22 protein-coding genes and 1 pseudogene are annotated in these 22,743 nt (G+C 70.0%); 8 read left to right on the top strand and 15 right to left on the bottom strand.

The annotated features are described in order from the left end of the window. Both CCN37_RS32970 and galE read left to right on the top strand, forming a co-directional pair. A partial coding sequence (locus CCN37_RS32970; protein WP_371505368.1) for a galactokinase occupies window positions 1-768 on the top strand: 768 nt, incomplete at its 5' end. 24 nt (window positions 769-792) lie between these two features. Further along, complete coding sequence (gene galE / locus CCN37_RS32965; RefSeq protein ID WP_086828497.1) at window positions 793-1,743, top strand: UDP-glucose 4-epimerase GalE; 951 nt, start codon at window positions 793-795, stop codon at window positions 1,741-1,743. 41 nt (window positions 1,744-1,784) lie between these two features. Here galE and CCN37_RS32960 read toward each other — a convergent pair whose 3' ends face one another. The 3 genes from CCN37_RS32960 to CCN37_RS32950 form a co-directional block, all read right to left on the bottom strand. After that, window positions 1,785-2,837, bottom strand: coding sequence for a DUF4192 domain-containing protein (locus tag CCN37_RS32960; protein WP_086828495.1), 1,053 nt, complete (start codon window positions 2,835-2,837; stop codon window positions 1,785-1,787). Between the two features lie 172 nt (window positions 2,838-3,009). Continuing rightward, window positions 3,010-6,396, bottom strand: a complete 3,387-nt coding sequence (locus CCN37_RS32955; protein ID WP_246843454.1) for a phosphodiester glycosidase family protein — start codon at window positions 6,394-6,396, stop codon at window positions 3,010-3,012. A gap of 148 nt (window positions 6,397-6,544) precedes the next feature. Next, complete coding sequence (locus CCN37_RS32950) at window positions 6,545-8,401, bottom strand: Xaa-Pro dipeptidyl-peptidase (RefSeq protein ID WP_086828493.1); 1,857 nt, start codon at window positions 8,399-8,401, stop codon at window positions 6,545-6,547. A 252-nt stretch (window positions 8,402-8,653) separates the two neighbouring features. Between CCN37_RS32950 and add the strand changes: the two genes are divergently transcribed. After that, window positions 8,654-9,664 carry an adenosine deaminase gene (add, locus tag CCN37_RS32945; RefSeq protein ID WP_086828491.1) on the top strand — a complete coding sequence of 337 codons (1,011 nt, stop codon included), beginning with the start codon at window positions 8,654-8,656 and terminating at the stop codon, window positions 9,662-9,664. Window positions 9,665-9,709: 45 nt separating this feature from the next. Here the strand turns inward: add and CCN37_RS32940 are convergent, their stop codons facing one another. The 3 genes from CCN37_RS32940 to CCN37_RS32930 are packed head-to-tail and all read right to left on the bottom strand — an operon-like array spanning window position 9,710 to window position 12,003. Further along, window positions 9,710-10,306, bottom strand: coding sequence for a class I SAM-dependent methyltransferase (locus tag CCN37_RS32940; RefSeq protein WP_246843453.1), 597 nt, complete (start codon window positions 10,304-10,306; stop codon window positions 9,710-9,712). Between the two features lie 48 nt (window positions 10,307-10,354). Beyond that, entirely contained in the window at window positions 10,355-11,284 is a 930-nt protein-coding gene (locus CCN37_RS32935) for a nucleoside hydrolase (protein WP_168200979.1), read from the bottom strand. A 47-nt stretch (window positions 11,285-11,331) separates the two neighbouring features. Continuing rightward, window positions 11,332-12,003, bottom strand: coding sequence for an alpha/beta fold hydrolase (locus tag CCN37_RS32930; RefSeq protein WP_086828486.1), 672 nt, complete (start codon window positions 12,001-12,003; stop codon window positions 11,332-11,334). An 82-nt stretch (window positions 12,004-12,085) separates the two neighbouring features. On the opposite strand from CCN37_RS32930, the gene CCN37_RS32925 reads away from it, so the two are divergent. Together CCN37_RS32925 and CCN37_RS32920 are read left to right on the top strand one after the other, a co-directional pair. Then, window positions 12,086-13,051 carry a YafY family protein gene (locus tag CCN37_RS32925; RefSeq protein ID WP_086828483.1) on the top strand — a complete coding sequence of 322 codons (966 nt, stop codon included), beginning with the start codon at window positions 12,086-12,088 and terminating at the stop codon, window positions 13,049-13,051. 40 nt (window positions 13,052-13,091) lie between these two features. Next, complete coding sequence (locus CCN37_RS32920) at window positions 13,092-13,421, top strand: SRPBCC domain-containing protein (protein WP_086828482.1); 330 nt, start codon at window positions 13,092-13,094, stop codon at window positions 13,419-13,421. On the opposite strand, the gene eis is transcribed toward CCN37_RS32920, so the two are convergent. Genes eis through CCN37_RS32905 form a run of 3 tightly spaced genes read right to left on the bottom strand, consistent with a single transcriptional unit; the run spans window position 13,418 to window position 16,566 of the window. Further along, the gene (gene eis / locus CCN37_RS32915; protein ID WP_168200978.1) at window positions 13,418-14,626 is read right to left on the bottom strand and encodes an enhanced intracellular survival protein Eis; all 1,209 of its coding nucleotides are present in this window, start codon (window positions 14,624-14,626) and stop codon (window positions 13,418-13,420) included. The genes CCN37_RS32920 and eis overlap by 4 nt on opposite strands. Beyond that, window positions 14,613-15,215: a methyltransferase domain-containing protein gene (locus CCN37_RS32910; protein WP_246843452.1), complete on the bottom strand. Its 603-nt coding sequence runs from the start codon at window positions 15,213-15,215 to the stop codon at window positions 14,613-14,615. Before CCN37_RS32910 ends, eis begins: the two co-directional genes overlap by 14 nt. Window positions 15,216-15,219: 4 nt before the next feature. Beyond that, window positions 15,220-16,566, bottom strand: coding sequence for an MFS transporter (locus CCN37_RS32905; RefSeq protein WP_246843451.1), 1,347 nt, complete (start codon window positions 16,564-16,566; stop codon window positions 15,220-15,222). Between the two features lie 70 nt (window positions 16,567-16,636). Here CCN37_RS32905 and CCN37_RS32900 point away from each other — a divergent pair, with 70 nt between their 5' ends. Both CCN37_RS32900 and CCN37_RS32895 read left to right on the top strand, forming a co-directional pair. Next, window positions 16,637-17,605, top strand: coding sequence for a GlxA family transcriptional regulator (locus tag CCN37_RS32900; RefSeq protein WP_210408310.1), 969 nt, complete (start codon window positions 16,637-16,639; stop codon window positions 17,603-17,605). 63 nt (window positions 17,606-17,668) lie between these two features. Beyond that, window positions 17,669-18,907 (top strand): alpha/beta fold hydrolase, encoded by a 1,239-nt coding sequence (locus tag CCN37_RS32895; RefSeq protein ID WP_086828476.1) that lies wholly within the window; start codon window positions 17,669-17,671, stop codon window positions 18,905-18,907. Here CCN37_RS32895 and CCN37_RS32890 read toward each other — a convergent pair. Continuing rightward, window positions 18,904-19,398 carry a carboxymuconolactone decarboxylase family protein gene (locus tag CCN37_RS32890; RefSeq protein WP_086828474.1) on the bottom strand — a complete coding sequence of 165 codons (495 nt, stop codon included), beginning with the start codon at window positions 19,396-19,398 and terminating at the stop codon, window positions 18,904-18,906. The genes CCN37_RS32895 and CCN37_RS32890 overlap by 4 nt on opposite strands. A gap of 26 nt (window positions 19,399-19,424) precedes the next feature. Between CCN37_RS32890 and CCN37_RS32885 the strand changes: the two genes are divergently transcribed. Further along, window positions 19,425-19,922, top strand: coding sequence for a MarR family winged helix-turn-helix transcriptional regulator (locus tag CCN37_RS32885; protein WP_086828472.1), 498 nt, complete (start codon window positions 19,425-19,427; stop codon window positions 19,920-19,922). Between the two features lie 24 nt (window positions 19,923-19,946). Here the strand turns inward: CCN37_RS32885 and CCN37_RS32880 are convergent, their stop codons facing one another. The 5 genes and pseudogenes from CCN37_RS32880 to CCN37_RS40290 all read right to left on the bottom strand — a co-directional run. After that, window positions 19,947-20,378, bottom strand: coding sequence for a CBS domain-containing protein (locus tag CCN37_RS32880; RefSeq protein ID WP_086828470.1), 432 nt, complete (start codon window positions 20,376-20,378; stop codon window positions 19,947-19,949). Between the two features lie 108 nt (window positions 20,379-20,486). Further along, the gene (locus CCN37_RS32875) at window positions 20,487-21,341 is read right to left on the bottom strand and encodes a neutral zinc metallopeptidase (RefSeq protein WP_086828467.1); all 855 of its coding nucleotides are present in this window, start codon (window positions 21,339-21,341) and stop codon (window positions 20,487-20,489) included. A 15-nt stretch (window positions 21,342-21,356) separates the two neighbouring features. Next, window positions 21,357-21,947, bottom strand: a complete 591-nt coding sequence (locus CCN37_RS32870; protein ID WP_086828465.1) for a hypothetical protein — start codon at window positions 21,945-21,947, stop codon at window positions 21,357-21,359. A 59-nt stretch (window positions 21,948-22,006) separates the two neighbouring features. Beyond that, a complete protein-coding gene (locus CCN37_RS32865; RefSeq protein WP_086828499.1) occupies window positions 22,007-22,522 on the bottom strand; it encodes a DUF2165 domain-containing protein in 516 nt (171 codons plus the stop codon). A gap of 29 nt (window positions 22,523-22,551) precedes the next feature. After that, window positions 22,552-22,743 (bottom strand): annotated as a pseudogene (locus CCN37_RS40290) (hypothetical protein); the annotation flags it as partial.

Raw genomic sequence — 22,743 nt, 5'->3', positions numbered from 1 at the left:
GACGCCGAGGGCGCGCCCTCGCGGCAGCAGATCGCGCGGTGGGTGCAGCACTCGGAGAACGACTTCGTCGGCGCGCCGACCGGCCTGCTGGACCAGACGGCCTCGCTGTGCTGCGCCAAGGGCAACGTGCTGTTCCTGGACGTGCGCTCCGGCGAGTCCGAGCAGGTGCCCTTCGACGCCGCCGCCGAGGACCTCGCCGTGCTGGTGATCGACACCAGGGCGAACCACTCGCTGGCCGACTCCGCCTACGGTGAGCGGCGGCGCGGGTGCGAGCGCGCGGCGGAGCTGCTGGGCGTCGCCGCGCTGCGCGACGTGGCGGTCGACGACCTGCCCTCGGCCCTGGAGCGGCTGCCGGGCGAGCTCGCTCCGCTGGCGCGGCACGTGGTCACGGAGAACGCCAGGGTGCTGGAGACCGTCGAGCTGTTGCGGGCGGGCAAGATGGCGCAGATCGGCCCGCTGCTCACCGCCTCGCACGAGAGCCTGCGGGATGACTACCGGGTCTCCTGCGCGGAGCTGGACGTCGCGGTCGACGCGGCGCTGTCCGCCGGGGCGCTCGGCGCGCGCATGGTCGGCGGCGGCTTCGGCGGCTCGGCCATCGCGCTGACCTCCACCGCGGTCCTCGACGACGTGCGGCGCGCGGTGAACGCGGCCTACACCGAGCGGGCCTTCACCCTGCCCCGGTTGTTCGTGGCGGTCCCGGCCGCCGGCGCCGGACGGGACGAGGCCGCCGAGGACCGCGAGGCAGACCAGAACGAACACGACGCATGACCCAGTGAGGAAGGTAGGAACCAGGTGAAGCTGCTCGTCACGGGCGGGGCCGGATACGTCGGCAGCGTGAACGCCGCCCGGCTGCTGGAGGCCGGGCACGAGGTCGTCGTGCTCGACGACCTGTCGACGGGGCACGCGGACGCGGTCCCGCACGGCGCCCGCTTCGTCGAGGGCGACGCGGGGGACGCGGGCTCGCTGCTGGCCGAGGGCTTCGACGGGGTGCTGCACTTCGCGGCCAAGTCCCTGGTCGGGGAGTCCATGGAGAACCCGTCCAAGTACTGGCACGGCAACGTGATGACCGCGTTGAACCTGTTGGACGCCATGCGGGACAACGGAACCCCGCGCCTGGTGTTCTCCTCCACCGCCGCCACCTACGGCGAACCGGAGGAGGTGCCGATCAAGGAGTCCGCGCCGACCCGGCCGACCAACACCTACGGCGCCTCGAAGCTGGCGATCGACTTCGCGATCACCTCCTACGCGGCCGCGCACGGCCTCGCGGCGGTGAGCCTGCGCTACTTCAACGTCGCGGGCGCCTACCTGAACTACGGCGAGCGGCACGCGGTCGAGACCCACCTGATCCCGATCGTGCTCCAGGTCGCGCTCGGCCAGCGCGAGCAGGTCCAGATGTACGGCGAGGACTGGCCCACCGAGGACGGCACCTGCGTCCGGGACTACATCCACGTCGTGGACCTCGCCGACGCGCATCTGCTGGCGCTGCAGCACGCCGAGCCGGGCCAGCACCGGATCTACAACCTGGGCAGTGGCACCGGGTTCTCGGTCAAGCAGGTCATCGACACCTGCCGCGAGGTCACCGGGCACCCGATCCCGGCCGCCGTCGCCCCGCGCCGCGCCGGTGACCCGGCCGTGCTGGTCGCCTCCAGCGACCTGGCGCAGGAGGAGCTGGGCTGGAAGCCGCAGCGCACCGACCTCGCCAGCATCGTCGGCGACGCGTGGGAGTTCACCCGCAAGCGCTGAGTGCTCCGCCGCCGGTCGCGGAGGTCCTCCGCGACCGGCGGTCACGTCGTCTCCATCAGGCGGCGGTGCTGGGCCACGCCGTCCAGCGCGAGCAGTTCGATCTGGCCGGGCGGCAGCCCGGTGTCCAGCGCGACGCGCAGCAGCCGGGCCAAGCAGTGGGCGTCATCGGCCGCCTCCGCCGCCTCCAGCGCGATGCTGGCCAGCGCGCCGTCGCCCCGCAGGTAGCAGGAGTAGGCGAGCAGCGCGGCGGGCTCCGCCCGTTCCGGGCCGGGCACCGCTCTGGTCAGCTCCAGCCACAGCCTCTCGGCCGCCTCAGCCCGGTCACCGAGCACCGTGGCCAGGCACGCGTCCCGGACCGGGTGGTGCGCGAGGCCCATCGCCAGCAGCGCGACGTCCTCGTCGGAGAGCTGGAGCCGGTGCTGCTCCGTCGCCTCGATGGTGTCGTGCACCATGCGCAGCGCCGCGGCCGGGCCGTCGAATCCCGGCGGGGTGAGGCCGCCCGAACCGTCCAGCAGCGCGTCGATGAGCGCGGTGCGCCGGGCGAGCACGTCCGGCGGGGCGGGATCGAGCAGCGCGCGCAACTCCTCGCGGCTGGCGAAGGTCACGTTGCCCGCGAGCGCGCTCGCCGCGGCGAGCGCGTTGGTGGCCGGGTCGGGCAGGACACCGCCGCAGTCCGGCTCGTCGTAGCAGCGCCAGACCGCTCCGTCCACAATGGACTCCACCCAGACGGCGTGCCGGAACCGGATCTTGGCAGCGTCGAACGCCTCGTCGAGTTCGGCGATCAGTCCCGCGTGCGGTAGCTCGGCGGGCCACGGCGCCGGTGCCCCCGGGCACACCACCACCGCGACGATCCGGGTGCTCTTGTGCCCCAGCACGGGTGCGAGCAGTTGCGCCGCGACGGCCGGGCGGTTCTCGACGGCGGGCAGGTCGACCCGCAGCGCGAGGCCGACGCGGGTGCGTTTCTTGCGTTTGGTGAGGCAGACCAGGACCAGGGATTCGGTCGGGTGGAAGCCGAGCAGGTGCGGGACGGCCGCGACCAGGTCGGCGATGTCGTGGAGCCGGGTCGTTCCGCTCAGGGCGGTGGTGGAGGGCATGTCCCCACTGTCATCGCCCGGGGGTCGTTCGGGACCGCGCCGGGCGAATCTGTGGATGGACGGGGCTGATGTGGACAACTAGCCGCACCTGCTCGCTCGCACCCCTGCCGTTTCGCGCTCTTTCCCAGCTGTGAGCGCGAAACGGGAGGGGCAAGCACACGATGGGGTGGAGCTAGGAGATCTCGATCGGCGTGGTTGTTCTGGTGCCGTTGACCGCCACGCCGAGCTCGACCTTGCCGGGCCGGAGCGCGGTGAACGTGCCCGTCGCGGGGTCGAAGGCGGCACTGTGCGCGGGCGTGGCGCCCTGGGCCGGGCCGATGTGCAAGGCGGCCGAGCCGAACCAGTCCGCGCTCACGGGATAGCTCACGGCGATCCTGCGCTGTCCTTGAAGGACGGTTGCCCCCGCTGGTGCCGTGCTTCCGGGCGCGAGACGCGCGGGAGCGGTCAGCTCCAAGCGGTCCACGTGAGCCCTGATCTCCGACCGCACGGGGTCGCGTTGGTCAGCGGGATCGACGCGGACCATCGTCCAGCCGGTGAAGCCGCCGTCAGCGGGCGCGGCGGCGGGTGCCTTGCCGGAGTTGCCGTTGATCAGGAACGGCACGCCGTCGGTGCGGCCCGCGTGGAACAGCCCCGCGTGCGAGGCGATCGACAGCGCCGCTTTCCCGCTCCGCGCACGGAAATCGGCCAACCACTGCGACAACAGCGGCCCTTCGAGCGGATCGGTCAGCTCCGATGAACCCCCGGGCAGCGGATCGTCGACGGGGTGGTGCATGGCGACGAGCACGCCACGCACGGACGGGTCGGTCGCGGCCGAGTCCAGGGCCTGGCGCAGCAGCTTGATCTGGTCGAACCCGCCCGCGCGCAGGGTTCCGAGCGAGGAGTCGAGCAGCACCATCCGCACGCCGCCCTGGTTGACGACGCGGAAGGTGTCGCCAAAGGCCTTGCGGAACTCCTCGGTGGTGCCTGGGCCGTAGGTCTCGTGGTTGCCGGGGAGGTAGTACCAGGGCACTCCCTTGCCGACCAGCTCCTCGTCGATCACCTTGCGCGCCAGGGCGAAGTCCGCCGCAGTACCCCTGTCGACGAGGTCACCGTTGATCAGGAGGACGTCGGGCTTGGCGGCGAGCGCCTCACGGAAGGTCCGCCGTGCTTGTGCCACGAGGGGACCTTCGGGGTTGTCAGAGGTGAACTGCGCGTCGCTCACCACGGCGACCCGAAGCGCGCCGGGCTTGGTGGGAAGGTCCCCGTCGGTCACCACGACACGGTCATTGCGCGGAGCATCGGCGGGCACGGAGATATCCGAAGCCACGGACGCGGTCAGGTCATCCAGAAGGAGACGGCCCTCGTACTGTCGGCTGCCGTCTGTCTCCACCACGTAGAGCCGCTGTACGCGCAACTCGCCTGTGAGGGCCGCAGGCACCTCGGTGTCCACGTAGCGCCAACCAGTCCAGTCGACCGTCTTGGACAGATCGAGCACCGTCGCGGTGCCGGTGCTGTCGAGAAGGCTCAACCGCAACCAGGTGCCCTTGCCGTCACCGTTGACCCACGTCCCCACACGCTGCGTGCCCGCCGGTAGGACGATGGGCGTGCGCGCGTTCACGTAAGCGGCCCTGGTGACCGTGGCGCCCGTGAGCCGGTAGTCCAGCGCGAGCGCTTTGCCAGTCCTGCCTTCCACAGTGGACAGAGAGGCGCCCACGACGGCCGGGAAGACCGTGGCGTTCCACGGGTCAGCGGAGTCCATAGTGGACACACCGATGGCCTTTGTGCCGATCGTGACGCCGAAGTGCGTGACAAGGCCCCCGACCTTCACGGTGATGACAGTCCCACCGGAGGTTCCCGCAGCGGACACCGCGAACCCGTCGCCGTCTGGCGTGACGTGCACGATCCGCTGGTCATAGCTGAGCTGCACGTCGCGCGGTTCCACCCACGTGGTGAAGCCCTCCGCGTCTTGGCCCATGACACGGAAGCGCCCGTTCGCGCCGATGCCGGACAAAGCGACCCGCTCGGTGTCGGTGTCCACGCGCACAGGCGCACCGAGCACGGTCACGCCCAGCTCACCAGCAGCGCGTCCGGACGAGACGGAGAGCTTCGCGGCGCCCGGTTGTCCCGCGCGGAACACGCTCAGCCCTGAAGCAGCTTCGAGCTTGCCCGCGTTGGACGGGCTGACCTTCCATCGCGGCGAGGCGTTCACCGGAGCGCCGGTCTCGTCGTGCCCCCACGCCCCCACGGTTCGACTGAGGCCCGTAAGCACGCGGTTCGACTGCTCGCCCGCCGTCCCCGGTTCGACGCGGAACCCCGTGAGGCGACCGCTTCCGCTGGCACTGGTCAGCCCGAGGCCGTTGGGCACGATGCGCTGACCGCCGTCGGAGGGCGAGTTGTGCACGGACACAGCGCTCTGGCCGGGCAGTCGCGCGACAAGGGTCGAAGAGCCGCCACCGTCAAGGTTGAGCGCGTCGTCGGCACCGAGGGACTTCATGTACTCGCCGAGTTCGCGATAGGTCATGCCGCGACTGGAGACCTGCCTGCCATCGATCGTGACAAGCCACATCTTGCGCCCGTCAGCGGAGAATCCGACTGCGGTGCGCGGGTGGATCGCAGTATCGGTCTGCGGCAGAACGACACCGTCGCGCAGCAGCGGGAGATTGCCACCGATGGCCACCTTCAAGGGGTCGCCCTGGTGCCGTGGCTGGTAGCGGACGTCGACCTTGTCACCGACGCGCATCGATTCGAGCGCTCGCGCGCCCGAATCGATGCCCAGCAGCACCACGGTGTTCCCGGCGATCGGCCCCTCGCCAGTAGTGGAGCGAAGCGCGCTGACGACACCGTCGCGGATCTCGACCTCGCGCACCTGGTTCGCGCCCACGGCGGCCCAGGAACGCGGCTGCGTGCCCCACAACGACGTGAAGATGCCGATGCCGTTCTTGGCCACGTCCGGCGAGTTGAAGTTCGTGGCGGTGATCGAAGAGCCGCTCGGCAGGGTCACGCTCGCCTGCAGGAAGACCTCCAGCATGCGGCCGACACCGTTGCCGTTGATGCCAACGCCGTGGTTCCAGCCGCTAGCAGGCGCGTGCCGCAACGCGCCGTTGTCGATACCGATGCCCCGTGGCGCCCCGGTCTCGTTGATGTCGAAGAAGTCGCCGTTGACGCCCGCGATAGCACCGGTGCGCGCGGCCTGGTCCGTGAGCACGGTGCGCGCGGCAACCGGTCCCGGGCTCAGGTACTTCGCCTTGAGGCTCGGCTGCGACAAGTCGGCGGTGAGCACGTCACCTTGAATCCAGCCGGTGGGGCGCAGGCTGCGGAACTCGCTCAGCGCCAGACCGGGCGCGATCGGCCGCTCCGCCCGGCTGACCACCAAGTCCTCATCGGTGGCCGCGATGCGCGCGGAAGGAGTCTGTGGGAGCAGTTGGACCGGTCCGTCCACGGAGGACGAACCGGGGCGACCCTCGACCGGCTCCGGCCCGAGCGCGGCGGTCGGGGCGGCGACGCCCAGCCCGGTACCGCCCAGTGTCAGGCCGAGCACTGCGAGGACCGCGGAGACGACGGCGGTGCCACGGGTGCGCACAACGTCCTCCAGCGACTAGGTGAATAACTCACCGGAAGCACACTGTATGAAGGTGAACTTTGACTATCCACCAGAGGAAGGACGACTTGCCGCTGGACGGCCGAAAGGCCCCCTCCCCTGGCGGGAAGAGGGCCTTTCGCGGGGTGGGTCAGCGACCGAAGGCCGCCAGGAACGCCTGCTTGCCCCCGAGGGCGGGCAGGACGATCCGGGTCTGGTTCAGCGTCACGGCGAGGCCCGCGCCGGGCTTGGGCCGCAGCGTGTAGTCGTAGTCGCTGGACAGCAGCACCAGCCCGAGCTTGTTGCCTGCGGGCAGCACGTAGTCCATCGGCTGCATCTCCACGCTGAGGGAGTACCGCTCCCCCGGCTTTACCGGCTCTGTGCGGTCCGGACGCGCGCGGTTCTGCGGATCGGTCCACCCGCGCGTGATGACCTTCGTGGTGCCGTTCGGAGCGCGGTCGACGAGCACCGCGGTCACGTTCGCCGCGGGGCGGTCGAAGGCGACCTTCAGCTCAGCCTTCACGGTGCCGCTGATGCGCAGCGCCTGCTTCGCGGCGGGCGTCGCGTAGGACAGGCGGTTGCCGGAGCTGGGCAGCGCGAGCAACTGGTCGACCTTCTTGCTCGCGTCGTCGGCCAACTTCTCCACTACGGCGCTGCCGGGAACCGGCGCCGTGGCTTCGAGGTTGCCCGTGGAGGTGCCGCCCGGCCACGGGTACACCGAGACGTCACTGCTGCCGGGAACGGGCCATTCGGCTTCGTTGACCCAACTGCGGTCCTCGCGCTGGATGGTCGCTCGGGGCTCCGCCTCCACGTTGTTCTGCTGGGCGAACAGGTAGCGGGTGTACCAGCGGTTGAGCGTCTTCAGCCACTCGTCGCGGCGCAGGCCCAGCGGGTCCGTGTGGCCGGACTGGTGCCACCAGATCTTGTGCGGCACGTTGTTGGCCTTCAAAGCGTCGTACCACTGCGCGGCGTGCTTGGTCTTGACGTTCCAGTCCCTGAGGCCGTGCACGACCAGGGTCGCCGCGCGCACCTTCTTGGCGTCGTTGAGGTAGTTGCGCTCGTCCCAGAAGGGGCTGTAGTCGCCCGTCACGCGGTCCTGCTGCCGCACGATCTCGTCGATGACCGGCTTGCAGATCTCGCGATCGGAGCGGCTGTACACGTACTCCGCGAGCACGTCCGCGTCCTCGCCCTGGTAGCCACCGGGAGCGACGACCGCGCCGTCCGCGCGGTAGTAGTCGTACCAACTGGAGATCGCCGCGATGGGCACGATCGCCTCAAGGCCCTGCACGCCGGTGGAAGCCACAGCGTTCGGCAGCGTGCCGTTGTAAGACACACCCATCATCGCCGTCTTGCCCGTGGTCCACGAAGCGACAGACGGCTTGTTCGCGGTGTCGCGCGCGGTAGTGCGCCCGTTGAGCCAGTCGACCACGGAACGCGCACCGATGGTCTCGTTGCGGCCACCGGTGGTCGGGCACCCCGTGGACTCACCAGTGCCAAGCGACTCCGCGTAGACAACGGCGTAGCCGCGCTCCAGAAGGTACTTCTCGTAGCTCGATGGGCCGATCACTCCGGGGTTCGGACCGGCAGTACCGAGCGCGGCCGCGATGCGCGGGTCCTGCTTCGGGTCGGTGCCGGGGCTGTCACGCCGGTTGTCGTTGCGCGGGCCGTCCGGCACGTGCAACTCGACGTCCACGTTGTGGTTCGGCACGTTGTTCCCGCCCGCGTAGTACGGGCTCGGGAGGTAGACCACGGGCAGCTTCACGCCCTGCGTGGTCACGCGCTGGCGCACCACGTCCGCGCGCACCTCGTCGTCCTTGCCGTCCCGGTCGCTGTCGATCGGCACGCGGATGAAGACCTTCTCCCGCACCACGTCCGTCGGGTCGTAGACGGGCTGCGCCTCGCCGTCGGCGAACACCGGCTGCTGCGGCGGAGCGGCGGCCAGCGCATGCGCACCGGTCAGCGGCAACACCACCATCGCGGCCAGCAGGACTGTTCGTGCACGCCTCATCGGCTTCTCCCCTAGCAGGTTGGGTACCTGCGCACCTTCGCGGCGAGAAGCGACGGGGTCAATACTCCAAATGTCCTTCTAAATCCACACCACGTCGTGAAAGACTGCGCTGGTGAACGTGAGCGTGTTCCTGGCGGGCCTGGTGGCCCTGCCGCTCTACGGAGCCGATCACGCGCGGACCGACCTCGCGTGGTGACTGGGGCCTGACTGCCCGCACCCACGCATCCCTTTCCTTGGAAGGTCTGTTTCCGCATGTCCAACGACATCGCGGCGTTCGTCGCCGCGCTCCCCAAGACCGAACTGCACGTCCACCTCGTCGGCGCGGCCTCTGTGCCGACCGTGCTCGAACTCGCGCGCCGTCACCCCGACGGTGGCGTGCCGACTGATGAGGCGCTGCTCCAGGACTTCTATGTCTTCAGGGACTTCGCGCACTTCATCGACGTGATCCTCGCCGTCAGCGCCCTCGTGCGCACCGGTGAGGACGTCGTGACCCTGGTGACCGGTCTCGCGCGCGATCTCGCGCAGTGCACGGTGCGCTACGCAGAGGTCACCGTCACCCCGCACCTGCACCTGTTGGCTGGGATCGAGCCGGACGAGCTGGCCGAGGCTTTGGAGACCGGTCGCAAGCGCGCACTCGACGAGCACGGCGTGGTGCTGGCGTGGATTTTCGACATCCCCGGCGAAAAGGGCCGTACGGCGGGGACGACCACCGTGCGGTGGGCACTGCGCCACCGTCCACAGGGGACGGTCGCGTTCGGGCTCGGCGGGCCGGAGATCGGGGTGGGGCGCGCGCAGTTCGCCTCGATGTTCGCCCTCGCCAGGGAGGCGGGGCTGCGCAGCGTGCCGCACGCCGGGGAGACCACCGGCCCGGCGACGATCTGGTCGGCCGTGAACGACCTGGGCGCCGAGCGGATCGGTCACGGCATCTCCGCGATCCACGACCCCCGCCTGGTGGAGCACCTCGCGGAGCGTCAGATCGCGTTGGAGGTGTGCCCGACGTCGAACCTGCGCACGCGCGCGGTGCGGACGATCGGTGAGCACCCGCTGCCACGGCTGGTGCAGGCCGGCGTGCTCGTCACGCTGAACACCGACGACCCCGGCATGTTCGACACGGATCTCAACCGCGAGTACCTGTTGTGCCACAAGGAGTTCGGCTTCGACAGGAACGATCTCGCGGAACTGGCCCGCAACGGTGTGCGCGCGTCGTTCTGCGACGAGGACGTGCGCGGGCGGCTGCTCGCGGAGATCGACGCGGTGGTCTAGAACGCCGACGGAGCCCGGTCGCTGAGCGCGGCCGGGCTCACGGCGTCAGCGGGGGCGGCGGCAGACGTAGGTGATCGCGGGCGGCAGGTTCGCCCAGACCACGCGGGTCAGCAGGACCTCGTCGAAGGTGGCTTCGAGCAGGCGGCGGAAGCGGCGGGCGTTGTCCATGCCCAGCGCGTGCACGTAGGCGAAGGTGGTGAACACGCCGTGCGGCTGCAGCGTCTCCGCGACGTGGCCGAGGATCTCGCGCTGGCCCTGCTCGCCGATCAGCGCCCACGGCAGGCCGCTGACCACGGCGTCCACCGCGTCGACGCCCCGGTCGGCGAGGAGCTTGCCCAGCTCGGTGGCGTTGGCGTTGAGGACCTCCATGTGCGGGTAGTTCTCCCGCAGCAGGCCGGCCAGCTCCTCGTCCAGCTCCACGCCCAGGTAGCGGCCGCGCGTGCCGAGGCGGGCCGTGATGCCGTCGCTGACCGCACCGCTGCCCGCGCCGAGCTCGACGACGACGGGGTCGCCGGAGCCGGGGATGACCGAGGCCAGCCGGGCGGCCAGCGCGGGGGAACTGGGCCACACGCCGCCGATCAGGCTGGGGCGGCGCAGGACGGCCTGGAAGAACACGCGTGAAGCGTTGCGGGAGCTCGACACCCGTCCTAGCCTGCCCTGTCGCTCGCGGTCAGTGCCACCCACCCTCCGCTAAGAAGCACTGACCAGCATGTCTTCGAGGATCTTCGCCATGACGGCCTTGTCGGTGGCGAGCGTGAGGTAGGAGTGCTCACGCGTGGCCGGGCTGACCCACTCGTTCGCCCCGCCCGCGCCGATGCGGTTGGAGCCGCCGCGCACCTCTGTGAAGTGCTTCGCGCCGCGCACCGCGTAGTACATCGGCAGCACGTCCCACAGCTCACCGTCGACACCGGCGCCGAAGCCGATGCGGAAGGTTTCCGCGAGCGGGGACTGACCGGTGATCCGTTTGCCGAAGGACACTGACAGCTCGCCACCACTGAAAACGACCGGAGTCGGCCAGTCGTGCACCACGCGTGCCGTGGCCGCCGGGTCGAGCGCGAAGTTGAACTCCGGCTCAGTGGTGCTGCGCGGGTACTGACCGCCCATCACGACCAGTCGCGAGACCTTCCTGCGCACCAGGTCCGCGTCCGCGTCCAAGAGGTTGCGCAGGTTCGTCGTGGCACCCAGGGACACCACGACGACACTGTGGTCTTTTTGTGTGGCAAGGAGCGCGCGGTAGAGCGCGGTCGCTTCGGGCGCCGCGCTGCCGCCGCGGAGGTCGTGCGGGAACTTCTTCGCGAGCTGCGGCGCGTAGTTGTGCGCGAACTGCTCGCACGTGGAGTTGTCCGTGGGCTTGAGAGCGCCGATCGGGATGTTCGGGTGCTTGTAGTGCGTGTTGACCACATCCACCGCCGCAGCGCCCGCTTCGCCCTTGGTGTCGACCATGACACCGAGCAACTTCGCTTCGCGTTTGCTGTGCATGAGGTTGGCCATCGCGAGCGCGGGAACGTCGTCCACGGCGGCGCAGATGTCCGTGTCGATGATCAGGGGCACCGGGGCCGCGGGGGTGACCGGGACGACGAGCGTCGCGGTCACCACCACCGCGCTGAGGATGGAGAGCACGCGCAGAGACTAATACGATGCCTGCTCGCGTCTCGGGAAGCGTGCGCTCAGAGGGCGTGCAGGACCTCGGCGAGTTCCTTGGGGGCGGTGACCATCGGCCAGTGACCCGTGTCGATGTCGACACGGTGCCACGCGGGCGCAACGAACTGCTGGAAGCGCGGCATGCCCGTGGCGACCAGTCCGCGGAAGTCGTCACACGCGATCACGACGCGCTTATAAGCCGGCTCCTTGTCGCTGATGCGCAGAGCCTGCGCGTAGGTGCCGTAGGGCTGTCCGACCGCCTTGGCGCTCAGGAAGTCGTAGGTGTCCTTGTCGATGCCTGCGTCCTGGCTCAGCGCTTCGAAGGACGGGCACGGGAAGCGGCCGTCGACGTTCGGGACCGGACCCGTGAAGTCCAGCATCGCCTCACCGTTCTCGAACGGCGCCGAGTCGAGGTAGACCAGCTGGGCGAGCCGGTCACCGACACGATCCGCCACACCCGTGATCACCAGGCCCGCGTAGCTGTGGCCGACCAGGACCACGTCCTCGCGGTCGCCGATCACCTCGACCACGTCGGCGATGTGCGTCTCCAGGTCGATCGAGTTCGCGTCCCCACTGCCGTCCAAGCCGCTGAGCGTGACCGCGTGCACCTCATGCCCCTCAGCGCGCAGCAGGTCAGCGACCTCCGCGTAGGCCCAGCCGCCGATCCAAGCCCCGGGAACCAGCACGTAAGTGGCCATCTCGTCACTCCTCGCTCGATGTCGTTGGACCAACCGTAGGATCGAATCCGGGCGAAACACGTCCGGATTAAGGTTGTGACCCGTGCCACATCCCACCACCCGGCTCCTGGCCCTGCTGGAGCTGCTCCAGGCGAACCACCACCTGACCGGGCGCGAGTTGGCCGAACGCCTCGGGGTCGACGAGCGCACGGTCCGCCGCTACGCGAGCAGGCTGGTCGAGTTCGGCGTGCCGGTCGAGGCCGAGCGCGGGCGTTACGGCGGTTACCGCCTGCGCCCCGGGTACAAGCTGCCGCCACTGATGCTGAGCAACGACGAGGCCGTCGCGGTGACGCTGGGGCTCATGGCCAGCAAGCGGATCGGTCTGGCGACAGCGGAACCCGCCGTTGACAGCGCGCTCGCCAAGATCCAACGCGTGCTCCCGCCCGCATTGCGTGAACGCACGCAGGCAGTACAAGAAGCACTGGGTTTCACACTGCTTCCCCGCGAGAGCAAAGCTCCGACCACGGACACACTGCTCGTCATGGGCGAGGCCGTGCGCCGTAGGACGCGCGTGCGGCTCCGCTACAGGTCGTGGCGCGAAGAGGACTCAGAGCGCGAACTGGACCCCTACGGCGTCGTCTTCCACTCAGGCCGTTGGTACGTCACGGGGCATGACCACCGCCGTGGCGAACTGCGCACCTTCAGGCTCGACCGCGTGCAGTCGGTCTCCTTACAAGACAACACGTTTACGATCCCGGCGGACTTCAACGCCGTAGAGCACGTCACGCGGTCGCTGGCGGGCGTGCTCTACACGTGGGAGGTCGAAGTCGTAGTGGAAGGCCCCGTGGACGCTGTGCGCAAACGCATCCCACCGACGACGGGCACGGTGGTCGAAGAGCACGGTGTCGTCGTTCTACGCACGCGCGCGGAAAAGCTCGACGGGATGGCACGGATGCTCGCGGGCCTGGATTGGCCGTTCGTCATCCGCAAGCCCGTCGAACTCCGCAGTGCGCTGCGCGACTTCTCGCGCCACCTGGCCGCACTCGCAGAGCGAACAGAGTCCTTGTAGGGCAACCTGATGCGCATGGAAAAGCTCAACCCGGTCGCTGATGGAGCCGGGCGCAGAGCTGCGCTGGGAGTGGGAAACCTACGGTGCCTCCGCCGACGTCCGGGTGAAGGAAGTCGAGCAGAACCGGCTGATCCGCTTCGAATGGGGCAACTACGCACAACCGACGACGGTCGAGCTGAAGTTCACGCCGCGCTCCGCGAACGCCACCTTCGTCGAAGTCACTGAGACAGGCTTCACCGGCACCGGTGACGAAACCCTTCAGTGGGTCAACGACACCGTGGGCGGCTTCAGCACCGCCCTGTGCGCGATGAAGGCCCTTCTAGAGCACGGGATCGAACTCAACGCGGTCCCCGACCACCACCCCGTCTAGAACGCGTCGAGCAACCCTGGGCGCGGTCCTGCGAAGGCCGCGTCCAGCAACGCGTCCGTGCGGCCGTCACCACCGTGGAGCAGATCGGAGCGCCGTAGAGCCGCAGTGCTCGCGCCACCGCCGTAAAGCACCGCGAGTCCACGGCTGCTGATAACCACCTCGCCGCTACCACCGGGCTCCAGTGACGCCGAGCCAGCCGCGACGACCAAGCGGTGCGGTCCCGCGTTCCACGGGCACACGTCGTCCACGATCTCCAGGTCCACGGTCGCGCGCAGCTCCGGCCAGCCGCGGGCCGCGATAGCCGCACTCGCGTCCACTAGGCGCAGCATCCACGCATCGGTCGACGCCCGCTCCAAGTGCACAGGCAGGCCCCACGTGAGCTCGTCGGGCACCGCGAGGCGCAGCTCCGTCGTGGGCGCCACGGTGCCCCAACTGCCGAACTGCGCGACCAGCGTCGTGAGCGCGCGATCGGTCAGCGTGACCAGATCGGTGACTACGAGCTTCGCGCCGGGGCCGTAGTTGTCCGTGCGCTGCCAACTCGCGTAGCCCTCCGCGCCGTCAGGGCCCTCCACCAGTGTCATGCGGTACTCGTCGAGCACTTCGGCAGGCGTGGCCTTGAACAGCGGGCCGCTGCGCTCCATGAGGCCGTTCCCTGCACGCGCGTAGGCGCGGTAGACCTCCATAACCGTCGGGAAGTCCTCAACGGTCACGCGTCGCACGGTCACTCCGGCCGCGGGCCGCACCGACTGCAAGGCCGTGGTGGCGACACGCTCGTCGACGATCGCGCCGACCTGCTCCCAACCGAGCTTGCGGTAGAGACCCGGCACGCTAGGCATCAACGTGCTGATGACCGCGCCACGGTCACGCGCGGCACCGAGCATGTGCTTGAGCAGCTTCTGCGCGACGCCAGCCCCACGGAACTCCGGAGCCACCGCTACGCCCGCGATACCGCTCGCGGGGACGAGCCGCCCGCCGAACCACTGCCCCTGTTCGCGGTCAGCGGCGTCCGCGACGAGCGCGCCTCGCGAGTCGAACACGCCCCACCAGTTCACGCCTGCCTGGTCCGCGATGCGCGGCAGTGTCGCTTGAACCTGGGACAACGGCTGGGTTCGCCCGAACGCGACGCGGTTGAGCTCGTAGCGGGCAGGCACGTCCTCGTCGGCGAGTGGCCGGATCGTCAGCTCCACGCGCTCATTCTTGTCCACCGGCACGCACTCCGACCACCAGAAACATGGGCAGAACCGCGAGGAACCGCCCGCGCGAACCCCGCGAAGCCTGCTCGGCGAGCCAGCCGTCCGCACCGGCGGCGATCTGCGAGACCAGGGGCGCGACGGCGGCGTAGTCGGTGTGCACCGCCGTCTGCACCTCCACGTGCACATCGGTGAACCCGTTGTCGAGCAACAGCGCCCGGTACTTCAAAGCACCGCGCGGCGTCGACATCCGCTGCGCGTGGGCGCGCATGAGCGAACGGGTCAGATCGGGGTCGTCGGAGTCCAGCGCCCACAGGTCGTACTCCTGACCGATCAGGATGATCCTGCCGCTGGGCACGAGCACCCGGCGCGCCTCCGCAAGCGCTTTCTCAGGCTCAGCAAGGAGGTGGTAGAGCCGCTGAGCGCGATAGCAGTCCACAGTGGACGAATCGACCGGAAGCGATTCAGCTTTCCCCTCGCGGAAGTCGCACGCCGGAAACCATTCGCGGGCAAAGGACAACGACACGTCGACGCCGATCGGCCGCGCGCCGAGCGAGGCGAGCTCGGCGACCGCGTGACCGGTTCCGCACCCAACGTCGAGCACGACCTCACCCGGCTTCACCGCCAGGAGTTCGTGTGAGCGTTCCCTCAGCGCCCTGCCCTGGGGCATGCGCTCCGTCTGGTCCCAGAACGGCGGCTGTGTCACGCCTCTTAGTCTTCACGATCAGCATCGACAGCGCAGCAGCCACCGTGCTGAGCCCCGCAGCGACGTACCACGCGACGGTGTACTCGCCGAGGGAATCGCGCACCAAGCCCGCCGCAGTGGCCGCGATCGCCGCGCCGACCTGGTGCGACGCGAAGACCCATCCGAAGACCACCGCACCGTCTGCGCCGAAGTGCTCACGGCACAGTGCGACGGTCGGCGGGACAGTGGCCACCCAGTCCAAGCCGTAGAAGATGATGAACACCAGCATGCTCGGGTGCGCGGTCGCGTCGAACAGGCTGGGCAGGATCGCCAACGACACGCCCCGCAGCCCGTAGTAGATCGCGAGCAGCACACGGGAGTCGATCCGGTCCGTCAGCCAACCGGAGAACACAGTGCCCGCGACGTCGAAAATGCCCACCAGAGCCAGCAGTCCCGCAGCGGCCGTCGTAGGCATGCCGTGGTCGTGCGCGGCGGGGATGAAGTGCGTGCCCACCAAGCCGTTCGTAGTCATGCCGCAGATCGCGAAGCCGCCCGCGAGGTACCAGAACGTCTTGGTGCGCGCGGCGGAGAACAGTGCGCGAACAGCCCGTCGCGCCGCTCCCCCTTCAGGAACCGGCGGAGGCGAAACAGGTCCCGAAGCACCGTAGGCCGTCAAACCGACCTCGCTGGGGTGATCGCGCAACAGCCACAACACAAGCGGCACAACGGCTAGTGCTGCCAAGGCGACCGTGAGCGACGCGAAGCGCCACGTGCCCTGTTCGACAATCAACGCGAGCACTGGCAGGAACACCAACTGTCCCGCCGCACCGCCCGCGGTGAGCACGCCGGTCACGATGCCCCGGTGCTTCACGAACCACCGATTGGTCACCGTCGCCACGAACGCCAACGTCATCGATCCAGTGCCCAAACCGACGAAAACACCCCAGAACAGGATGAGCTGCCAGGACTGCGCCATGAACACCGTGAGCCCACTGCCCGCCGCGACCAGAAGCAGTGCCCACGCGACCACCTGCCGGATACCGAAGCGGTCCATCAGCGCGGCGGCGAACGGTGAAGTCAGGCCGTAGAGCAACAGGTTGATCGAGACAGCGAGCGAGATCGTGCTCAGCGGCCAGCCGAACTCCTCGTGCAGCGGGTTGATCATCACTCCGGGGGTGGCCCGGAACCCGGCGGCGCCGACCAGCGCGACGAAGGCCACGGCGGCGACGATCCAGGCGCGGTGCGGTGCCCCGCGAAATCTCTGTCTCACCGGATGAGCTTCGACCAGCGGTTTCACTCGGACGAGTGGCCTGATGGCCAACCTGTGTCAGGATCGGGCCATGACCGGACCGCACCGCATCGCCGTGCTCGCGCTGGAGGGCTCGGTGGGATTCGACCTCGGGGTGCCCGCGCAGGTCTTCGGCGCCGCGCGGGACGACGACGGCTCACCGCTGTACGAGGTGCGCGTCTGCACGCCGGACGGCGGCCCGATCCGCTGCGCCGCCGGGTACCGCGTCCACCCCGAGCACGGCCCCGAGGCGCTGGACTGGGCCCAGACGGTGATCACCATCGGCATGCAGCAGGGCAGCCCGGTCAAGGACGGCGTGCTCGACCAGCACGTGATCGACGCGTTGCGCCGGGCGGCGGGCCGCGCGCGGATGATGTCGATCTGCACCGGAGCCTTCGTGCTCGCCGCGGCTGGGCTGCTCGACGACAGGCCCGCGACGACGCACTGGGCCTACGCGCGGCGGTTCCGGCGGCTGTTCCCGAGGGTGCTGCTCGATCCGGACGTGTTGTTCGTCGACGACGGCGACGTGCTGACCTCGGCGGGCGTCGGCGCGGGCCCTGACCTGTGCCTGCACGTGATCCGCCGCGACCACGGCAGCGGGGTGGCCAACCGCGCCGCGCGCCGCTGCGTGATCGCCCCGTGGCGCGACGGCGGGCAGTCGCAGTTCATCGAGCGCCCGCTGCCCGAGCCGACCGAGGCCAGCACGGCGGCCACCCGCGAGTGGGCGCTGCACCGCCTCTGCGAGCCGCTGACCCTGCGCGAGCTGGCAGAACACGCCCGGATGAGCGTGCGCACCTTCACCAGGCGCTTCCGCGAGGAGACCGGGTCCAGCCCCGGCCAGTGGCTGGTGCACCAGCGTGTCGAGCACGTGCGGCGGCTGCTGGAGGACACCGACCTCCCGGTGGAGACGATCGCGGCTCGGGCCGGTTTCGGCACGGCGGCTTCGCTGCGGCAGCACCTTCGTGCCAGGCTCGGGGTCGCGCCGAGCGCGTACCGCAGGTCCTTCCGGCCCGCGGGCTGAGAGCTGGAACCCGACGACCGTCCCGCTCGTTCACCGGGCGGGGCGGGTCGAAGGGGGAATGGAATGTCCACTGTGGACACACGGCGGGAAGAGAAGCGGGACCAGCGCAGCGAGCACGTGATCGCGGAGTTCCGCAACAACCCCTCGGTGCGCAGGCTGCGCAGGCCGATGATCGAGGGCGGCTCGCGCCGCTTCGAGCTGACCTACGTCCGCGAGGGCAGCAGGGGCGCGACGCCGCTGCTGGTGCTGCCCGGCGGCCCCGGGCTCGCCTCGGTGCTGCCCTACCACCGGCACCGGGCGCTGGCCGCGCGCCGCGAGTTCGACGTGATCATGGTGGAGCACCGGGGAATCGGGCTCTCCAGGCACGACGACCTCGGCCACGACCTGCCCTTCGGCGCGCTCACCGTGGACGCGGCCGCCGACGACCTCACCGCCGTGCTCGACGACTGCGGGGTCGACCGCGCGATCGTGCTCGGCAGCTCCTACGGCGCGTACCTGGCGCAGACCTTCGGCGCCAAGCAGCCCGAGCGCGTCGCCGGGATGGTCCTGGACTCCACCTTCTCCACCGCGTCGGACTTCGCGGTCGCGCGCGATGAGGTGCGGCGACGGCTCTGGCACGGCGAGGACCCGGCGACCGCGGGCGTCGCGGCGCGGGTGCGCGAGCTGGTCACCGACGGCGTGATCCCGGGCGACGAGGCCGCCAGCGTGGTTCCGGTCTTCTACGAGCTGGGCGGGTCCGCGATGGCGCACCGGCTGCTCGACGCGGTGACGGCGGGCCGGTGGGGGCCGTGGCGCTGGGTCCACCGCCTCGCCGACGACGATCTGGGCAAGCCCAGCCGCTACGTGCTGGAGCGGGACCTGATCTCGGCGATGTTCTACCGCGAGCTGTTCGACCTGGAACCGGACGGTCTCCCGTTGGACCAGTCTCTGGCCTTCGCCAAGCACGCCAAGGGTTTCCCCGCCTTCGAGGGCGAGCCGCGCTGCCTGCTGAGCGCTCTGGAGAACTTCACCTGGCCGACCGCGGTGCTGACCGCCGAGCGCGATCTGCGGACCGTGCGCCCGGTGGCCGAGCGGACCGCGCGGCTGCTGCCGAACGGGGTGCTCGTGCCGTTCCGGGACATGTCGCACAGCGTGCTGGACAACCACCCCGTCGCCGCGTTCAACGCCGCGCGAGGGGTCGCGCTCGGCCAGCACCACCGGCTGCCCGCGATGGCCCCGAAGCTCGCCGCGCTGCCGAGCGGATCGGCCCGCTCACTGCTCGGCCTCGGCTTGCGCGCCTGGCTGACAATGGCGCGGCACTAGGCCCTGACGAGCCGATTGGCCAGTGTGGACATCGTGTAGGTGCCGATGCCCAGCACCACCTCCAACGCGTTCTGCTTCGTGTAGCCGTGCGCCAGGAAGTCCTCCAGCGCGTCGTCGCCGACGCCGCCAGCGGTCTCCAGCACGGTGATGGTGAACCGCCGCAACGCTTCCAGCCGTTCGTCGGGCAGCGCTCTCCGCTCACGCAGCGCCGCGACCAGCTCGGGATGCCCGGCGAGCTTCGCGGAGTGCATCGCCACGCAGACCTCGCAGCCGTTGCGCACCGCCACGGTCATGATCACCGTCTCGCGCGAGGTCATGTCCAGCGTCGTGCTCTCGAAGACGCCGCTCAGCCTGAGGAATCCGTCCAGCAGGTGCGGTGACTCGGCGAGCCGGGCGACCGCCGCGGGCACGTGGCCCAGCTTCGCCCTGGTCGCCTCCATGGCCCTGCGGGAGGCAACGGGCGCGGAGTCGATCGTGTGGTCGGTGAACATGCGGCCTCCGGAGTAAAGTCGACAACGTGGTTGACGAAAAGGTAAACCAGGTTGTCGAGTCACGCAAGCCTCCGGGCTTCGAGCTGCCCTTGCTGCTGTTCGCCGGGTTCCGCTCGCTCATCGACCGGCTGCACGCGGAACTGGCAGCGCAGGGCCACCCCGACGTGCGCCCGGCGCACGGCTTCGCGATGCAGGCGATCGGCGCGCACGGGGCCACCGCGAGCGAGCTGGGCAGGCGGCTCGGCGTCTCCAAGCAGGCGGCGGGCAAGACCGTGGACCGCCTGGCCGCGCTGGGCTACGCGGAGCGGGTCGAGGACGCCGCCGACGCCAGGCGCAAGCTCGTCCGGCTCACCCCGCGCGGCGTTGACGTGCTCTCCCGGTCGGCGGCGATCTTCGACGAGCTGCGCGCGACGTGGGAGCACTCCCTTGGCGCGCAACGACTTCAGCAGGTCGAGTCCGCGCTGCGGACGATGGCGCCCGCCGAGGGGGTCCGGCTCGACGCCGCGACCTGGTTCAGCGCGTGAGGCCCGCCCCGGTCCTGGAAGAGGTCAGCCCTGGGAGATGTAGGCCTGGAGCTGCTCGCCGTGCTGCTCCAGCTGCGAGATCCGGCTCTTCACCACGTCGCCGATGCTGACGATGCCGACCAGCGCACCGCCGTCGAGCACCGGGACGTGCCTGATCCTGCGCTCGGTCATCTGCACGGTGAGCGTGTCAACGGACTCCTCCGGCCCGCAGGTGAACACGCGGCTGGTCATGATCGCCGAGACGGGGCCGTCCAGCACCCGCGACCCGCGCTCGTTCAGCGTGCGCACGACATCGCGCTCGGAAACGATCCCGGCGAGCCCGCCGTCGGCGTCGACGACCACCAGGGCGCCGACGTTGTGCTCGGCCAGCGCCGCGAGCAACGCGGTCACCGAGCTCTGCTGTTCGATGGTGGCCACGGCTGAACCCTTGCCGCGCAACACGTCCGCGATCCTCACGGGGGCCTCCGGTGCTCGTCGTCAGCGGTGCCTACCCTCCGGCACGCTAGCGACTCGCCCCCGCGCCGCGATACCCCGAATGTCCGGGTTCACCCACTTCGCCGCTGTTCAGGCGACTTGGGCGGAAGGGGCGTTGTAGGTGTTGCAGGCCGAGGTCACGCGCTTGCGGAAGCCGTCGTTGCCCCAGCGCACCTGGTTGGGGAGCTTGCCGTGGGTGTTGTCGGCGACCGAGTCGTTGAACGAGCGGGCAGCGGCGTCGGCGAGCTGCTTGGTCACCGTGCCCCGTCCCGCCGCCGCGGCGATGAACAGCCCGGAGAAGCAGTTGGCCTGCAACTCCTGGCGGCGGATCAGCTCAAGGCCCGCCGGGGTGTCCTCGCCCGCCTTGTGCACGGCGCTGCCGTTGGCCAGCGCGATCCCGCTGAGCAGTTGCACGTGGTGGCCGTACTCGTGCCCGAGCAGGTTCAGGTGACCGGCGCGGTGGGACTCCACGGCGTCGAGCACGGTCGCCCTCGGCACGTAGATCGTCCGGTCCGCTCCGCAGTAGAACGCGGTCGCCTCGTTGTCCGACGGCGCGGGCCCGCAGCCGGTGGTCGGCTTGTCCTCCATGTTCAGCTCCGGCGAGCTGAACGGCAGGTTCGCCTGCTCCAGTGCGGGCCGCCACGCGTCGTCCATGCAGGTGACCATGGCCTTGTAGTAGGACCGCAGCTGCTCGGCCGCCCTGCCGAACTTCGGCAGCTCGCAGGTGATCTCACGCAGGCTGATCCCGTTGCCCAGCAACGGGTTCTCCGCTGTCTTCAGCACCGCCCTGGCGACCGGGCGGGTGGTCGTGGTGGCTGTCGGAGTCGGCGGGGGCGGTGCCTCGACGGCCACCCCGGTGACCTTCCCGGCGTCGGGCCCGAACACCAGCACCGCGACGAACACCGCCGCCGCTGCCGCCGCACCGATCGCCCCGCTCACTCGCATCGGGACAGCATAAGTTCAGCGCGTGCCGCCTTGGGTGGGTCGATCAGCGATCTCGTCGTTGAGCCTGCGGAACCTGCGGTAGTCGCCCGCGCTGACGAACATCGGCGGCACTCGCAGCAGGAACCACGCCAGCACCAGGTCGGCCTGCCCGTAGGTGGTCCACTCGCCGCCGAAGCGGGTGAACAGCAGCATCCGCCAGCGCACGCGCTCGCGGAACAGGTCGACCTCGGCCTCGGTGAAACCCCAGTAGCGCAGCTCGCCCTCGATGCGCTCCTTGACCTCGTCGTAGTCGCGGTCCAGGAACGGCTCCAGCAGGTGGCCCCACACGTCCGGCCGGTGCACCAGCGTCACCCCGGCCGCCCACAGCCGCTCGGCCAGCTCCTCGCTCTGCTCTGCGGCGAGGAAGACCGTCCTGCCGCCCTGTAACCGCAGCTCCGGCGGGGTCGCGGAGGGATCGGCGTCGCGGATGTCCGACCAGGCCACGAAGTCGCCGACGTAGCTCGCCTCGGCGCAGCCCGTCCGCCATTGCAGCCGCATGCCGTCCGGTTCGAAGCGCACGGGACCGGAGACGGGGAGATAGGCGAACACGAAGGCCAGTTCTACCACCTCCGACCGACGACACCCGGAATTTCAGCCTCGCGCCAGCTGTTCGGCACCCATCCGGATCATGGTCGCGGCGGCGACTGGTCCCGAGCGCGCCCGCCGAGGGCGATGATCAAGCCGATGGCGGCGACGACCACGTTGCGGAAGGCGGCTTCCACGCCGTTCCACTTCGAGGACTGCCACATCTGGAACCACTCGCCGCCGATCGCGATGAAGCCGCCGCCGAAGAGCAGCACGGCCATCACCCAGCCCAGCACGGACAGCCGCCGCGCGGTCTCCTCGCCGCCCGCGCGCAGCCACGCCACGAAGGCGGTGATGAGCACCAGCGCGGTCGCCGCCTCCCAGGCGATGATCAACACGTAGGCGGTGGTGACGACGGCGGGGCTGGTGATCGCCCGCCACATCACGTCGGGGTCCCGGAACGTGGTGTCCATCGCCAGCACGTGCACGACGAACTGCTCGTTGGTGCCGTAGTCGGTCACGTTGCCGAAGACGATCAACGCGAAGTACAGCGCCGTCACCCCGGTCAACGCGGCCAGCGCGACGCGCGTCGTCCCGAGCCTCGCGAGAGCGTTCATGTCCTTGTCCCCCTTGGCCAAGGCGGGTCTCAACGGCGGTTACGGTACGCCGCCGCGGCCGATCCCGCGCCCATCATCACCATGACGACCGTGGCGATGGCCCACTTCCGCGTCGGCGTGATCGAGGACTGCGCGACCTCCTCCTTCTTGAGGTCGGTCACCGGCAACGGCTTGGCCTTCGGCTTCGGCGTCGGAGGGGGCGGCGGCACGGTGGTGGTGGT

The organism is Allokutzneria sp. NRRL B-24872 (assembly GCF_002155965.1).
GTDB lineage: Bacteria > Actinomycetota > Actinomycetes > Mycobacteriales > Pseudonocardiaceae > Allokutzneria.
Note: the sequence above shows the minus strand (reverse complement) of the source record. Positions and strands in the feature narration are given on the sequence as shown.

Coding starts and splice junctions, on each gene's coding strand:
- CCN37_RS32960 (WP_086828495.1), bottom strand. CDS start 2,837: ATGCCCTCCACCACCGCCCTGAGCGGAACGACCCGGCTCCACGACATC.
- CCN37_RS32950 (WP_086828493.1), bottom strand. CDS start 8,401: ATGAGGCGTGCACGAACAGTCCTGCTGGCCGCGATGGTGGTGTTGCCG.
- add (WP_086828491.1), top strand. CDS start 8,654: ATGTCCAACGACATCGCGGCGTTCGTCGCCGCGCTCCCCAAGACCGAA.
- CCN37_RS32930 (WP_086828486.1), bottom strand. CDS start 12,003: ATGGCCACTTACGTGCTGGTTCCCGGGGCTTGGATCGGCGGCTGGGCC.
- CCN37_RS32920 (WP_086828482.1), top strand. CDS start 13,092: ATGGAGCCGGGCGCAGAGCTGCGCTGGGAGTGGGAAACCTACGGTGCC.
- CCN37_RS32900 (WP_210408310.1), top strand. CDS start 16,637: ATGACCGGACCGCACCGCATCGCCGTGCTCGCGCTGGAGGGCTCGGTG.
- CCN37_RS32895 (WP_086828476.1), top strand. CDS start 17,669: ATGTCCACTGTGGACACACGGCGGGAAGAGAAGCGGGACCAGCGCAGC.
- CCN37_RS32890 (WP_086828474.1), bottom strand. CDS start 19,398: ATGTTCACCGACCACACGATCGACTCCGCGCCCGTTGCCTCCCGCAGG.
- CCN37_RS32875 (WP_086828467.1), bottom strand. CDS start 21,341: ATGCGAGTGAGCGGGGCGATCGGTGCGGCGGCAGCGGCGGCGGTGTTC.
- CCN37_RS32865 (WP_086828499.1), bottom strand. CDS start 22,522: ATGAACGCTCTCGCGAGGCTCGGGACGACGCGCGTCGCGCTGGCCGCG.